This is a genomic window from Leucothrix mucor DSM 2157 (assembly GCF_000419525.1).
Classification (GTDB): Bacteria; Pseudomonadota; Gammaproteobacteria; order Thiotrichales; family Thiotrichaceae; genus Leucothrix; species Leucothrix mucor.
The window spans coordinates 4,845,255-4,858,518 of record NZ_ATTE01000001.1 but is presented as its reverse complement, the minus strand read 5'-3'; the positions used below and the strand labels follow the sequence as shown (position 1 = coordinate 4,858,518).

The window sequence follows — 13,264 nt, the reverse complement described above, 5'->3', positions numbered from 1 at the left end:
TCACTCGAGAACTTTAGGAACCAGATACAAACCGGCTTCTGTGGTTGGGGCAATCTGTTGGAATTTTTCGCGCTGATTGATTTCAGTCACGACATCATCGCGTAAGCGCTGAGTAGAATCTTGTGGATTAGCCATCGGCTCAATGTCTGCCACATCGGCAGCATCCATCTGTTCAACCAAGTCCAGAATGCCTGATAAATTACTGGCATACTGCTCAATATCCGCTTCGTCGATCGCTAGGCGGGCCAAGTGTGAGATTTTTTTTACATCAGAGGCCGTCAAAGACATGGAACCTGCTCCCGGGAAAAATTAGCAAGCAGGGGAATTTACCACAATGCACCCTGACAAGGAATCATTGCAGTTAAAAGCTTCAGCCGGATTTTTTCAGCTTAGCGTGAGATTACTGGCTTCAGGTCGGCCAGCGTTAAAAGCTCACCCGCAATACTGGTCTGCGCCAGCAGTAAGGCAGCCAATACGATGGTCATAAGGATTAGAAACGATGTGCGTACCATGATAGACCCCCTATTTATAAAACTGTTATTGCTATGATTGCTTAGCAGTGTAAGTAGTTTAGGCGCAAATTGCACAGTTTGGGCGCCTATTTTTTGTTACGGTTACGTTATATTTTGCCGACGGAAACGGCAAATTCGGGTAAACTCCGCCGCAACTAATGAACCAAGGAAATACCTGTAATGAACATTCGTCAGCTTCTTGAAGCACGTGTCCGCCAAGCCATGGAAGCCGCTGGTGCCGCCAAAGATTCCCCTGCGGTTATCAAGCCATCCGGTCGCCCTGAGTTCGGAGACTATCAAGCGAATGGCATCATGGGCGCAGCGAAGAAACTGGGCATGAACCCACGCCAGCTCGCGACTGCGGTAATGGAGCACTTGGACCTTGAAGGGATTGCCGAAAAAACAGAGATTGCAGGCCCTGGCTTCATCAATATTCACTTAAGTAATTCATGGTTATCCGCACAAGCAGCAACCACGTTACACAGTGACACGCTAGATATCAGCCCAAGCCAGCCTTCACAAACGGTGGTATTGGATTACTCCAGCCCGAACTTAGCCAAAGAAATGCACGTTGGCCATTTGCGCTCCACCATTATTGGTGATGTCATGGCGCGTACCCTGAAGTTTCTGGGGCACAAAATCGTTCCACAGAATCACGTTGGCGACTGGGGCACACAGTTCGGCATGTTGCTGGCCCATATGAACAGCCTGCAAACCTCTGGTGAAGCGCTTTCCATGCAGCTGGCCGATCTGGAAAACTTCTACCGCGACGCCAAAACTCGCTTTGATCAGGAAGATGGCTTTGCGAATAAAGCTCGTGACTATGTGGTGAGACTGCAATCCGGCGATAAAGAGTGTTATGCGCTGTGGGAGCAATTCATTGAAATCTCCTTAAGCCATTGCGATGCGGTGTATGAGCGCTTGGGTGTATTGCTGACTCGCGATGATCTGAAGCCTGAAAGTGCTTATAACGATGACCTGCCAGAAGTGGTTAAAGACCTTAAAACCGCAGGCTTGCTAACTGAGCATGACGGCGCACAGTGCGTATTCCTTGAAGAGTTCAAAGGCCGTGATGACACCTTGCTACCAGCCATTATTCAAAAATCAGATGGCGGCTACCTCTATGCCACGTCTGATTTGGCTGCGCTGCGTTACCGTGCCGATACTTTACATGCCGATCGCGTACTGTATTTTGTGGATGCGCGCCAAAGTACGCATCTGGCTCAAGTATTTGCCATCGGTAAGAAAGCGGGCTTTGTACCAGAAGCTACCTCACTAGAGCACATGGCCTTCGGCACGATGATGGGCCAAAACGGCAAGCCATTTGCAACGCGTACCGGCGGTACGGTGAAACTGGTTGATCTACTGGAAGAAGCTGAGCAACGCGCATTTGATCTGGTTAGCGAGAAAAATCCGGATTTGGATGAAGCATCACGTCGTGACATTGCTAAGCTAATTGGTATCGGCTCGGTTAAATATGCCGACCTGAGCAAGAACCGCACCTCAGATTACATCTTCAACTGGGAAACGATGTTGAGCTTTGAGGGTAATACCGCACCTTACCTGCAATACGCTCATGCGCGAATTCGCAGTATTTTTGCCAAAGCAGGCGAAGTGGATACCAAGGCTGAGTTACTGATTGATCATGCCGCCGAACACCAACTGGCGCTGACATTGCTACGCTTTAGTGAAGCACTGGAAACAGTTGAGAAAGATGGCACGCCAAATACGCTGTGTAACTATCTGTTTGAATTGGCCGGCAACTTCATGACCTTCTATGAAGCCTGTCCGATTTTAAAAGATGATGTCGCGCCTGAAATGAAGAATAGCCGCTTGCAGTTGGCGCAGTTGACAGCGAATACGCTGAAGACCGGATTGGGGTTATTGGGAATTGATGCGCCTGAGCGTATGTAGAAACAAATAAGCCGCTACCAACGATGGGTTGGTAGCGGCTTATTGAATTTCGATCTAAGCTTATTTCTTGGCCCCGATCGTGCCTCTTAAGTTCTTCTATGCAAAAACCTCCAGCGGTTTAATGAAGCACCGCATTACCAGCAACCGACCTCAACAACGCACTGGTTAAAATATCGTAGCCGCGTCCCGACAACTCCCTTGTCCAAATATCCAACAAACAAGGCGCGTACGGGAACTCAGTCAATGCAAGCGCCTGCTCCCCACCACACAAGAAACGGCAGTAAGGACAATCCAGCCATTTCTCAACAACCTGCTCAGAACTCCATCCATACATTGTTTTAAGATACAGCGCGCCCGCCATAAAGCGATAACGGGACTCCGTTCTTCCAGCAAATAGCTCACTGAGTTCAGATTCCAAATAGTGCCAATCAACTGTTTTTGAAAGCTTATAGAGTTGATGATTGTGATCGAGTGTCATAGCCCTCTCCTTCCAGACAATATCGAACCCTTTATGATAGAGCCAGGCTGTTTTTTATTTAGGATAGGAATCCCCACTTTCTTTGACTATTGAGTATTAGCCAGCTATAAATGGCTGATAATAAATGGATGGTATAATGAGAGATAAAACAAAAGAATTGGGAAATTTTGCCTTTGAACTTTGCGAGGCCGAAAACTACGATGCGGCATTCTCAGCCTTTGACCAACTGCTAACCAGTGTCGGTTTCGATAGCGTTTTATACTCTCATATCCCATCGATTGTGTTATCCGGTACTAGTGCCTCACAACCCGTATTTTCCACCTCCGAGAGTTACGATAACCGTTACATGATGCAATACATGGAGGCTGGCTTTTATAAGAACGATCATATGATCAACAGCATTAACGATGGCCGTATGTCGCACATTGACTGGTGGAAAGACGCCGAGACCAAGCAGATAAGCAAAGGGGCAATGGAGGTATTTAGTGTTGCCCGCGATGATTTCAAAATGACTAATGGCTTGACAATTCCAACCCTCACAGGCTCTCAAGGCATTGCGGCCACTAGTTTTATCAGTTCGGACACGCGCAAACCCTTTGATCAGTTGCTTCAGGAAAATGAGCAGCTAATGATCGCTTGCAGCAAAATCTTTCATAATCACGTTATGAATCAGGCCTATTTCTTCGGTAAATTCTTGGAGCCGTCACTGCCCAAGCTCAACCCTACTCAGCGCGCCGTATTCAAAGGCCTGCTGCTGGGTTTAACTACACCCGTCATCGCCGAGCAAATATTCAGAAGTCCGCGCTATGTGGAGAATGTCGTACGTGACTTGCGGGTCAAAATTGGTGGTAGCGATGCCAATGGCAAGCCGCTAATGAGCAAAGACTCATTGATTCATTATGGTGGATTGATGCGTTTCTTAGATCAGCTGTCATAACTGACCACGTTTTACGCACTTTCCCAATCCATTCCGCACCGCAACAAATAAATTATAATTAGCCACACCTATAAGCTAAGCTTATAAGATAAGCTTATGCCACTATTAGATACTTCCATTAGCTCAAATCCGTCATCAGGCGCATGATGTTCTGATAAGAATTCTTTTGGCATTTTGCAGTCGAGGTAGGAATGAGCTCATTACCCAAGTTTGAGGACCGTGATAAACAAGAGGTGAAATACTCCACTTGTTACATGTGCGCCTGTCGGTGTGGCATCAAAGTCACCGTCGAAGATCGAAAAATTCGCTACATCGAAGGCACTCGCGAACACCCTATCAATAAGGGCGTGCTATGTGCCAAAGGCAACGCGGGGATTATGAAGCAATACTCGCCTGCCAAGCTTTCCACACCACTGTTACGTAAACCCGGCAGCAAACGCGGCGATGGCGAATACGAAGCCATCAGCATGGAAAAAGCGCTGGATATCCTCACTGCGCGCTTAAAGAATATCCGCGAAACTGACCCCAAAAAACTCGCCTACTTCACTGGCCGTGACCAAATGCAAGCCTTCACCGGCATGTGGGCCACACAGTTCGGCACCATCAACTGGGCAGCCCACGGTGGTTTTTGCTCAGTGAATATGGCGGCTGGTGGTTTGTACACCATGGGCCACGCCTTCTGGGAATTCGGTGATCCAGACTGGGATCGCACTAAATATTTCATGATGTGGGGTGTTGCTGATGATCACGCATCCAATCCGATCAAAATTGGTCTGGAAAAGATTAAACGTCGTGGTGCGAAATTCGTTTCGATCAACCCGACGCGCACCGGCTACCAAGCCATTGCAGATGAGTGGGTTGGGATTACACCCGGCACCGATATGCAGTTCGCCCTATCCATGGTTCATGTGCTATTGAAGCATGACCAGTTTGATTGGGAGTTCCTGATTCGCTACACCAACTCTGCCTACTTAGTGCAGAACACACCGGGCGAAAAAGGTGATGGTTTATTCCTACGCGATGAGAAAGGCAATCCGCTAGTCTGGGATATGGAAAAAGAAGCACCAGTTAACGGCAAGCTTCCCGACATCAACCCTGCCCTATTCTACGAAGGCGAAGTCAACGGTAAACCCGTTCGTAGCTCCATGGTAATTTTCGCTGAGACCTACCTCGACGATAAATACTCTCCCGAGCACTCCGCTAAAATCACAGGCATTCCAGCAGATACTATCGAGCGCTTGGCGCTTGAAATGGCCCACGTTGCCTTCAAAGAAACCATCGAAATCGAACAAGAATGGACCGATTACGCAGGCCGTAAGCACGATAAATTTATCGGCCGCCCGGTGTCGATGCACGCCATGCGTGGTATTTCTGCTCACTCCAATGGATTCCAGGCCTGTCGTGCGATTCATTTTGTACAGATTCTACTGGGTTCGGTGGATTGTCCGGGTGGGCACTTGGCCAAGCCTCCATTCCCTAAGCACATTCCGCCGCACTTGAAACCTGCCAAAGAAACGGCCCCGAATACGCCGCTGAAATCACCACCACTCGGCTTCCCAACTTGTCCGGAAGATCTGGTGATTGATGATGACGGCAAGCCATTGCGCATAGATAAGGCCTTCTCTTGGGATGCGCCGATTTCAAACCACGGTTTGATGCACATGGTGATTACCAATGCGGTTAAAGGCGACCCCTACCCCATCGATACCTTGATGATGTTCATGGCGAATATGTCCTGGAACTCCACCATGAACACCTCAGAAGTGCGCCAGATGCTGGCTGAGCGGGATGAAAATGGCGAGCATAAAATTCCGTTTATTGTAGTCTCCGATGCTTATCATTCTGAGATTGTAAACTTCGCGGATTTGGTGATTCCGGATACGACCTATCTGGAGCGCTACGATACGATTTCCATGCTGGATCGCCCGATTTCAGAACCACATGCGGCTTGTGATGCAATTCGTCAGCCGATTTTGGAGCCAGATCGTGATGTGCTCTCATGGCAGGAAGTACAGCTGGAAGTTGGAAGTCGACTTGGCTTTCCAGTGTTTGTCGATAAAGAAGGCAAGCGTAAATACAAAAACTACAAAGACTTCGTGATCAACTGGGAAAAAGAACCCGGTATCGGCCTGCTGGCGGGCTGGCGCTTGGATGAAAATGGCAATGAAATTCACCTTCGCGGCAAGCCAAACCCTAAGCAATGGGAGCGTTATGCGGAAAATGGCGCATTTATGGAAGTTCCCTTCCCGCCTGAAACCCGCTATTACCGCCATGCTAATAAAGACTACCTGACCTGGGCTAAGAAAAATGGCTGGGTCGGCTCAACCGATCAAATCGTGATGGAGCTATATTCCGAAACCCTGCAAAAGTTTAACTTAGCCGGACAAGGTTTATACGATGGACCGATGCCAACCGAGCAACATCACAAAGATCGCCTGACCAAATATTTCAAACCGCTACCGGAGTTCTACACGCCTTTGGAGCAAACGCGAATTGATGAAAAGGAATACCCATTCCATGCCATCAACCAGCGCCCAATGTTCATGTATCACTCTTGGGACTCGCAGAACGCGTGGCTACGCCAGATCATCTCTCAAAACTTCTTGTACATGAATCGCGAACAAGGCGAGGAAATGGGCATTGAAGATAAAGATTGGGTGTGGGTTGAGTCACATAACGGCAAAATCCGCGTACAGGTCAAACTGATGGAAGGCTGTGTGAAAAACACGGTGTGGACATGGAACGCCATCGCTAAGCAATCCGGCGCATGGGGCCTGAAAAAAGGCGCGAATGAAGCCAAAGATGCCTTCCTAATGAATCACCTGATCTCGGAACTATTACCGAAAAAAGGTGATGCTCTGGACAACGTTACCAACTCTGACCCCATTACTGGTCAAGCCGCTTGGTATGACTTACGCGTCAAAATCTATCCGGTTGAAAACGGCGAAACCGGTGCTTACCCACAATTCCCTGATATGAAGAAAGTACCAGGTATGGGCGAGACACCAGACATTCTCCGCTACAACGCACACGCCAATGGCCAGTCCGTTCAGCTACACCGCTCGATGGACGATATTTTGTCACGCGGTAGTGTTCACGACGATGCAGACCATAAGCGCGGCGACACCAAACGGGGCAAGCCTGCCGACAATGACGGGAGTAAATCATGAAATTAGGATTAGTTGTTGATCTGGATGTCTGCGTTGGCTGCCATGCCTGCGCGGTCTCTTGCAAACAGTGGAATACCTCGGGAACCACTGGCCCGCTGACCGACTACGCGCCATATGACGAAGACCCCAGCGGGGTTTGGTTTAACCGCGTGCGTCATTATGAAGTCGGCGATTTCCCCAACAGTAAAACCGTCAATATGCCGATGTCGTGCATGCACTGTGAGCAAGCGGACTGTGTCGATGTTTGCCCAACCGGCGCATCGTACAAGCGTAAAGAAGACGGCATTGTATTGATTGATCAGGACAAGTGCATGGGCTGTAACTACTGCTCATGGGCTTGCCCCTACGGTGCGCGTGAATTGGATCGCGATACCGGCACGATGAAAAAATGCACGCTGTGTGTTGACCGCATTTACGATGAAAGCCTGAACGAAATTGATCGTCAGCCTTCATGCGTGATCACCTGCCCTGCGCATGCGCGCCACTTTGGTGACTTTGATGATCCCAATTCAAATGTCAGCACTTTGGTTCGTGAACGTGGCGGCCATCAGTTAATGCCGGAACTGGGCTACAGCCCAACCAATCACTACCTGCCACCGCGCATTATGAAGCCTCAGCCCGTTGCTGAGAAACCGAATAAATCATTAATCAGTTCCGTGAAAGACTGGGTTAATCAGTCCATCGCACGCTAAGGAGACCCCTCATGCATCCCGCTTTTTCTGTGATTGCGTTTACGGTGTCCTCAGGTGCCGGATTTGGTTTATACATGCTGCTAGTGATGGCACATGTATTTGGTTTTGTAACATTGGAGCGCGGCACGATTATGGGCAGTACGGTACTTGCCCTAGTCCTGATTATCGCCGGACTACTAGCCTCTACTCAGCATTTGGCGAATCCCAAAAATGCCTGGCGCGCTTTCTTCCGCTTCAGAACCTCGTGGTTATCTCGTGAAGGAGTATTCGCGGTATTGTTTTTCCCCTTTGCCATGTTTTATTTGCTGGGCGTTTTCCTGAGCGATACTGGCAGCATTGGCTTTTTCAGTAAACTGATGGGCTTATTTGGGGTGATGCTGGCATTTGCAACCTTGTTTAGTCAGGGCATGATTTATGGCTGCCTGAAGACGATTAAGCAGTGGAATACACCGCTAACACCAACCAACTATATCCTGCTGGCATTTGCTACCGGTGCGTTGTTGTTCAACCTGCTACTGGCTTTGAATGGTCATGAATCACTCGGCATGATGGGCGGCATTACGCTGGGACTGATCTTTATCGCAACGATCGCTAAAGGGATCTACTACTTCTGGATTCGTACACCGAGCGCTTCAAGTATTAATACCGCAACTGGCTTTGCACGTGGCAAGGTTCGTTTGCTGGATGTTGGCCATACCGCTGGCACGTTTTTGACTGAGGAATTTGGTTATAAAACAGCGCAGGGGAAGATTAATAGCTTGAAAGCTATGGTGTTTGCTTGTGGCTTCTTTATTCCGTTTTTACTGACTACGGTGATGGTGGTTGGTGCGAGTGCGGCGGTGTTTTGGGCACTGCTAGCGTTTGTGGTTGCTATGGTTGGGATTACTGCTGAGCGTTGGTTGTTTTTTGCTGAGGCTAATCATGTGGTGAATCTTTATCATGGGGCGCAGCGTACTTAAGTATCGATAGCAACCCTTACATACTCTTGGTAGGGGTTGCTTATCTACTGAACAACCTTCATCGCTTCACTGACCAAGAAACTTCTTACACTCAAATCACTGTAGATATAGCTGAAAGAGTTACTTCTTTCTGAATCATACTCAGAATTGCAAGTGAGAGTGACTTAACATATGATACCTATCATCTACTGATAAGTATTTATTTATGGCAAATATCGATGGTCTTGGGCTATTACTAGAACTCAGTGGCACTGAGTACACTGAAGAAAATGGTTACTGGTACAAAATTGAAGCATGGACTGTGGAGCCAAGTGAACATATTCCTCATGGCATTCGTTATAACCTAACGCTTCATAATAACTACAACAAACGAATCATGGGGTTTGATAATGCTCACGCTGTTAAACCCAAAAAGCGAGGACGTTTTAGTGGCCGCATAGTTGCTTATGATCATTTACATCAATCATCTATTGATAAAGGAACACCCTACTCCTTCAGCAGTCCAGAACAACTATTACAAGACTTCTTCCAACGAGTTAATGAAGTACTAAGTGAGGTAAACAAATCATGAGTAACATTTTGAAAATCGGCATTATGCCCCGTGAGCAATTCCAAAAACGCATGCTAGATGTAGCAGCTGGGCGTACAAAACTAAACAAGGATGACCCTAAGGTCTGGTTTAGCTCTATGAAGTCGCTTAGCGAAGTTTTGAGTGATAATAACGTTCGTTTACTGAAAATGATTGAAGAGACACAACCCAAGACGCTTAAAGACCTAGCAGAATTGAGTGGACGACAAGTCAGCAATCTCAGTAGGACTCTGAAAACAATGGAGCGGTATGGAATAGTGGAACTAAAGAAAGTTAGCCGGTCAATTGAGCCGGTGGTAAAGGCTAGTCAATTTTCTATACAATACGGCACATAGCAATTTGATGAGCAATGAAACTAGAAGACTACCCCTGATAAATTGCTTCTAACGGCAAGCTCACGTCCAAACTTTCTAGCACTACCTTTGCCGCTAAATCACTGTAAACATGCAACAACCACTTATCTTTCCCAACACGGTGAAAGTGCCACCCGCCATAGCAAATATCTGGCCTTCAGAGAATTCCAGCTTTTGGCTGCTTTGCGCGTCCTGTGCGAGGTAGTCAGCGCGGCTGATCATAAGAATGTCTTCAGTGGCATGTTAACCACCTTCTAGTAGTATGTTTTTAATAGCTTTTATCTATTTCCATAAACTTCAGACTATTGCTTACTACACTTTTACGCGCATAAAAATGTAATATTCCGCACTTTTATGCGCGTAAAAGTGCGGACACGACTATAACCGGCCTCGATCAAACAACCGGCGTCAACAATTCACCCCGATCAAAATACGCCTGCAAATTATCCAACATCAGCTTACCCATTGCCTTGCGCGTATCCACTGTACCCGAGGCATGGTGCGGCTGTAGCAATACATTATCCAATGCCAAAAACCTTGGATTAAGATCTGGCTCGCCTTCAAACACATCCAATGCCGCCGCACCTAAAGTACCCTCTTCCAGCGCATCCAATAGCGCCTCTTCATCAATATTTGCTGCACGGCTAATATTAATCAGCATGCCATTCGGGCCAAGCGCTTCGATCACTTCTTTATTGACCATGTGCCGAGTTTTATCATTCGCCGCCAGTCCTACAAACAAAATATCGCATTGTTTTGCCAGCTCCAAAGCATCCGCCACATACGTCCAATCAGCCAGAACGGTGTCTTTAGGCGAGCGGCGGCTATAGGAAATAGTCATATCAAAGCCTGCCAAACGCTGGCCAATTGCCTCACCAATACGGCCCAAACCAAGAATACCGGCACGTCGTCCATACACACGTTGACTCAATGGAAAGCTGCCCTTATTTAACCAATCACCAGAGCGCACCCACGCCTCAGCCTGACCCATACGGCGCGATGCCATTAGCAACATCCCCAGCGCCAGGTCAGCCACGTCATCGGTTAGCACGTCCGGCGTATTACTCACCCGCACGCCATGCTCACGAGCCGCTTCAAGATCAACCTTATCGAAGCCCACGCCATACACCGAAATGACTTCCAGATTAGGCAGCGACTCTATTAACTTACGATCAATCAGCTCACCCGCCGAGCCAGTTACGCCGCGAATCGACGCGCCATGTGCTTGATAAAACGCAGCCATGTCATCAATCTCGAACCCGCGATGTACTACGTAGTTAGCATCCAATACTTCCTGATCCCATTCGGGGTATTTAGTCAGTTGTAAAACCGCTGGCTTCATCGTTAAAAATCCTTAGTTACAGAGAGCCGAACGCCCTCCTGTTTACGTAAAAACCGCAGCATGGCGGCCATTTAGTCAGGGTTTCTTTATACAGCAGCTAAGTGATGAAAAACAGACTGGATGATATTGATCGCAAGGTAGAGCATCAGGCTATCCCCTGATGCCCCATCGCCACTTATTTAGCGGCAACCCGCTTGCGAATATCATTGATATTGCGTCCGGTGAGGTTTGCCAGTGTGCGCATTTCTTTCTCTTGGCGCTGCGGTAACGTCCGGCTGAAATAGTTCTTACCCGCAGGGCATGAGGCTTCACCTTTAAAGGCATGGCGAATCACGTAACGCCCTTGAAAGTTGTCCTTATTTCCGGTGACCTGAAACATCAGATCTTCCGGAAAATTCGCCCGGTCATAACGGACATGCAGGCGCGTGATATATACATCCTGCGCGCCACCACGGCTATTGCCTTTGGGGTCAACCCAAAACGCGCCCAACTCGCGTAACTGAAGCGGCGTTAACGGGTCCGCCGCACAAGGGTCACACCAGTTCATATCCCAGGCATACTCCAGAAAGACCGCTTTGCCGCGCTCACGATTAACCGCCGTGCGAAACATATCCCGATAAAAACTGGCAAACTCTTTGTTGTCTTTTATATAAGCCGGTACTTCAACATCGGTCGGCAGTTTAACCGTGCGGTAGTTGGTGGTTTCGACGCGCCCGTTACGGGTCATGGCATACACAAACAGCTCTTGCTTCCCTTGCGCATTCACCGTGCCTAAACGAATGGGCAGCATGAATTTTTTATAGTCATACGCTACGCGGATTGGGCGCAAGCGAGTAAAGCCGGATTTATCCAACTCTTTGAGATTCACCTTCGCCACAAAGAACTTCATATCCTGCTTTAGATAACTGCCGACGACCGGCTCTGCGCCTTTGGGTAGTTTATAGCCCTGCTCCTTTAGCCAAGTGACCAGCCCGCCGCTTTCCTTAGCCGACAGCAATAAAATGTCATACTCAGCGACGGTGTAACGCGCCTCTATTTTTACACCTAACTCTGCGGCACGACGGGTTGGAGCTGCCGGAGCCATGGCAGGGCTAGGCATTGCGGTCGGAGCCATCATGCGCCGAACCACTGGCGCACAAGGGTCTGGGTCAAAGTACTCCACCAGCCGTGGTGCAGAATAAGCATCCAAATGCTGCATTACCGCCGGATTCACTACGCTGATTTGCTCTTTTCGCAGCACGCTAGGCACAGGAATAACCATGGCAAAGTCTTTGGCATCACCCTTAAAGTCACTCGCCATGGTGACCACATTGCGCACGCCATCGCGCACGTACACCACTTGCGAAGACTCATTAAACAAGCCGGTATCCGCCTTTCCCACGTAAAAACCACAGAAGGCGCTGGCCTGTGTTGAGAGGCTAAACAAGCCCAATAGCAATGGAAGTTTAAGCAAACCTAATTTCATGATTCTCTCCTGATTAGCCAGTGGAAGCGCGTACCGGCGAAACGCCTATTCAACAACGGCACTAGCGGTGAGCAACAGGCTAGTGCATATAAAAACGCATTGGGTATAAACCAAAAATATTGTAGCGACCAGCCAATCAACGCGACGCTGGCCCCAAATAAAACACGGGCTTTAGGCGACTGTGGGGTCGTCATCGGGTCCGATAACATAAAGAAGCAAAAGATCAACAAGGCTCCATTTTGCAGTTGATGCAGCGGGATATCCGGCGGGTCACCCAGCCATATCGCACGAGCGCCCAGCAAAGCGGTATAAGTGGATAAAAACACCAGACTCGTTAACATGCGTCTCCACCCCAGCATCGCAACCAAACCAAATCCAGCCATCAGCAGCGCTAGCCACAAGCCCTGCCCCCACTTACCGTGAGCCACCCACGTTTGCTCGGTCGCAAGCAGCACCAGCACAATGCCGATATTGGAGGGGTTAAAGACATGTCGTCCTTTTATACGCAGCAGAAATTTACTGGTAATCGCAATCATCGCCGCCAGCGCCAGCCACCACCATGCAGCAGCATTCAGTAATAAAATAATGGAAAGACAGGTATTTAGCGCGCTTAGCCACTGCATTGGCAAATCGTAATAGCGAAGGAACAAACCCTGCACAAGCAGTCCACTCATCAATACAGCCAGCAGATTTTGCCACGGGATGACAAACTCCAGTGTTAGCCAGCCACACAATAGCAACCCACATTGCACGGTTAGCTGATAGTAGCGTGGGTCAATCCGACCTAAAGATAGGCTCATAAGCAATGCCCCGTAACTGGATTAAAGGGGGGTGTTTAGTGCTAAACTCAATC

13 protein-coding genes are annotated in these 13,264 nt (G+C 48.5%); 7 read left to right on the top strand and 6 right to left on the bottom strand.

The window, feature by feature from the left end; all coding sequences use genetic code 11:
• Positions 1 to 288: an Asp-tRNA(Asn)/Glu-tRNA(Gln) amidotransferase subunit GatC gene (gene gatC / locus LEUMU_RS0122295; RefSeq protein ID WP_022954519.1), complete on the bottom strand. Its 288-nt coding sequence runs from the start codon at positions 286 to 288 to the stop codon at positions 1 to 3.
• Positions 289 to 389: 101 nt separating this feature from the next.
• Positions 390 to 512 carry a hypothetical protein gene (locus LEUMU_RS29360; RefSeq protein WP_281169942.1) on the bottom strand — a complete coding sequence of 41 codons (123 nt, stop codon included), beginning with the start codon at positions 510 to 512 and terminating at the stop codon, positions 390 to 392.
• 180 nt (positions 513 to 692) lie between these two features.
• Between LEUMU_RS29360 and argS the strand changes: the two genes are divergently transcribed.
• Positions 693 to 2,426, top strand: a complete 1,734-nt coding sequence (gene argS / locus LEUMU_RS0122285; RefSeq protein ID WP_022954517.1) for an arginine--tRNA ligase — start codon at positions 693 to 695, stop codon at positions 2,424 to 2,426.
• A gap of 118 nt (positions 2,427 to 2,544) precedes the next feature.
• Here argS and LEUMU_RS28390 read toward each other — a convergent pair whose 3' ends face one another.
• The gene (locus LEUMU_RS28390; RefSeq protein WP_022954516.1) at positions 2,545 to 2,904 is read right to left on the bottom strand and encodes a transposase; all 360 of its coding nucleotides are present in this window, start codon (positions 2,902 to 2,904) and stop codon (positions 2,545 to 2,547) included.
• A 136-nt stretch (positions 2,905 to 3,040) separates the two neighbouring features.
• Between LEUMU_RS28390 and LEUMU_RS0122275 the strand changes: the two genes are divergently transcribed.
• The 6 genes from LEUMU_RS0122275 (at position 3,041) to LEUMU_RS0122250 (ending at position 9,586) form a co-directional block, all read left to right on the top strand.
• On the top strand, positions 3,041 to 3,841 hold the full coding sequence (locus tag LEUMU_RS0122275; RefSeq protein WP_022954515.1) for an autoinducer binding domain-containing protein: 801 nt from the start codon (positions 3,041 to 3,043) through the stop codon (positions 3,839 to 3,841).
• Between the two features lie 191 nt (positions 3,842 to 4,032).
• The gene (locus LEUMU_RS27340; RefSeq protein WP_022954514.1) at positions 4,033 to 7,011 is read left to right on the top strand and encodes a molybdopterin oxidoreductase family protein; all 2,979 of its coding nucleotides are present in this window, start codon (positions 4,033 to 4,035) and stop codon (positions 7,009 to 7,011) included.
• Positions 7,008 to 7,703, top strand: a complete 696-nt coding sequence (locus tag LEUMU_RS0122265) for a 4Fe-4S dicluster domain-containing protein (RefSeq protein ID WP_022954513.1) — start codon at positions 7,008 to 7,010, stop codon at positions 7,701 to 7,703. The genes LEUMU_RS27340 and LEUMU_RS0122265 overlap by 4 nt, the downstream gene beginning before the upstream one ends.
• 11 nt (positions 7,704 to 7,714) lie before the next feature.
• Positions 7,715 to 8,662 (top strand): dimethyl sulfoxide reductase anchor subunit family protein, encoded by a 948-nt coding sequence (locus tag LEUMU_RS0122260; protein WP_022954512.1) that lies wholly within the window; start codon positions 7,715 to 7,717, stop codon positions 8,660 to 8,662.
• 205 nt (positions 8,663 to 8,867) lie between these two features.
• Positions 8,868 to 9,233 carry a toxin-antitoxin system TumE family protein gene (locus tag LEUMU_RS0122255; RefSeq protein ID WP_022954511.1) on the top strand — a complete coding sequence of 122 codons (366 nt, stop codon included), beginning with the start codon at positions 8,868 to 8,870 and terminating at the stop codon, positions 9,231 to 9,233.
• A complete protein-coding gene (locus tag LEUMU_RS0122250; RefSeq protein ID WP_022954510.1) occupies positions 9,230 to 9,586 on the top strand; it encodes an HVO_A0114 family putative DNA-binding protein in 357 nt (118 codons plus the stop codon). The genes LEUMU_RS0122255 and LEUMU_RS0122250 overlap by 4 nt, the downstream gene beginning before the upstream one ends.
• Before the next feature lie 412 nt (positions 9,587 to 9,998).
• Here the strand turns inward: LEUMU_RS0122250 and LEUMU_RS0122240 are convergent, their stop codons facing one another.
• From LEUMU_RS0122240 to LEUMU_RS0122230, 3 genes are all read right to left on the bottom strand, one after another.
• Positions 9,999 to 10,946, bottom strand: a complete 948-nt coding sequence (locus tag LEUMU_RS0122240) for a 2-hydroxyacid dehydrogenase (protein WP_022954508.1) — start codon at positions 10,944 to 10,946, stop codon at positions 9,999 to 10,001.
• A gap of 175 nt (positions 10,947 to 11,121) precedes the next feature.
• The gene (locus LEUMU_RS27335) at positions 11,122 to 12,411 is read right to left on the bottom strand and encodes a DUF2330 domain-containing protein (RefSeq protein WP_022954507.1); all 1,290 of its coding nucleotides are present in this window, start codon (positions 12,409 to 12,411) and stop codon (positions 11,122 to 11,124) included.
• Positions 12,408 to 13,211 (bottom strand): RnfABCDGE type electron transport complex subunit D, encoded by an 804-nt coding sequence (locus LEUMU_RS0122230; RefSeq protein WP_022954506.1) that lies wholly within the window; start codon positions 13,209 to 13,211, stop codon positions 12,408 to 12,410. The genes LEUMU_RS27335 and LEUMU_RS0122230 overlap by 4 nt, the downstream gene beginning before the upstream one ends.
• Positions 13,212 to 13,264 lie beyond the last annotated feature (53 nt).

What these genes read in the sequence shown, in the direction of transcription:
- argS (WP_022954517.1), top strand. Translation starts at nt 693, where the DNA reads ATGAACATTCGTCAGCTTCTTGAAGCACGTGTCCGCCAAGCCATGGAA.
- LEUMU_RS0122230 (WP_022954506.1), bottom strand. Translation starts at nt 13,211, where the DNA reads ATGAGCCTATCTTTAGGTCGGATTGACCCACGCTACTATCAGCTAACC.
- LEUMU_RS28390 (WP_022954516.1), bottom strand. Translation starts at nt 2,904, where the DNA reads ATGACACTCGATCACAATCATCAACTCTATAAGCTTTCAAAAACAGTT.
- LEUMU_RS27340 (WP_022954514.1), top strand. Translation starts at nt 4,033, where the DNA reads ATGAGCTCATTACCCAAGTTTGAGGACCGTGATAAACAAGAGGTGAAA.
- LEUMU_RS29360 (WP_281169942.1), bottom strand. Translation starts at nt 512, where the DNA reads ATGGTACGCACATCGTTTCTAATCCTTATGACCATCGTATTGGCTGCC.
- LEUMU_RS0122250 (WP_022954510.1), top strand. Translation starts at nt 9,230, where the DNA reads ATGAGTAACATTTTGAAAATCGGCATTATGCCCCGTGAGCAATTCCAA.
- LEUMU_RS0122260 (WP_022954512.1), top strand. Translation starts at nt 7,715, where the DNA reads ATGCATCCCGCTTTTTCTGTGATTGCGTTTACGGTGTCCTCAGGTGCC.
- LEUMU_RS0122255 (WP_022954511.1), top strand. Translation starts at nt 8,868, where the DNA reads ATGGCAAATATCGATGGTCTTGGGCTATTACTAGAACTCAGTGGCACT.
- LEUMU_RS0122265 (WP_022954513.1), top strand. Translation starts at nt 7,008, where the DNA reads ATGAAATTAGGATTAGTTGTTGATCTGGATGTCTGCGTTGGCTGCCAT.
- LEUMU_RS0122275 (WP_022954515.1), top strand. Translation starts at nt 3,041, where the DNA reads ATGAGAGATAAAACAAAAGAATTGGGAAATTTTGCCTTTGAACTTTGC.
- gatC (WP_022954519.1), bottom strand. Translation starts at nt 288, where the DNA reads ATGTCTTTGACGGCCTCTGATGTAAAAAAAATCTCACACTTGGCCCGC.
- LEUMU_RS0122240 (WP_022954508.1), bottom strand. Translation starts at nt 10,946, where the DNA reads ATGAAGCCAGCGGTTTTACAACTGACTAAATACCCCGAATGGGATCAG.
- LEUMU_RS27335 (WP_022954507.1), bottom strand. Translation starts at nt 12,411, where the DNA reads ATGAAATTAGGTTTGCTTAAACTTCCATTGCTATTGGGCTTGTTTAGC.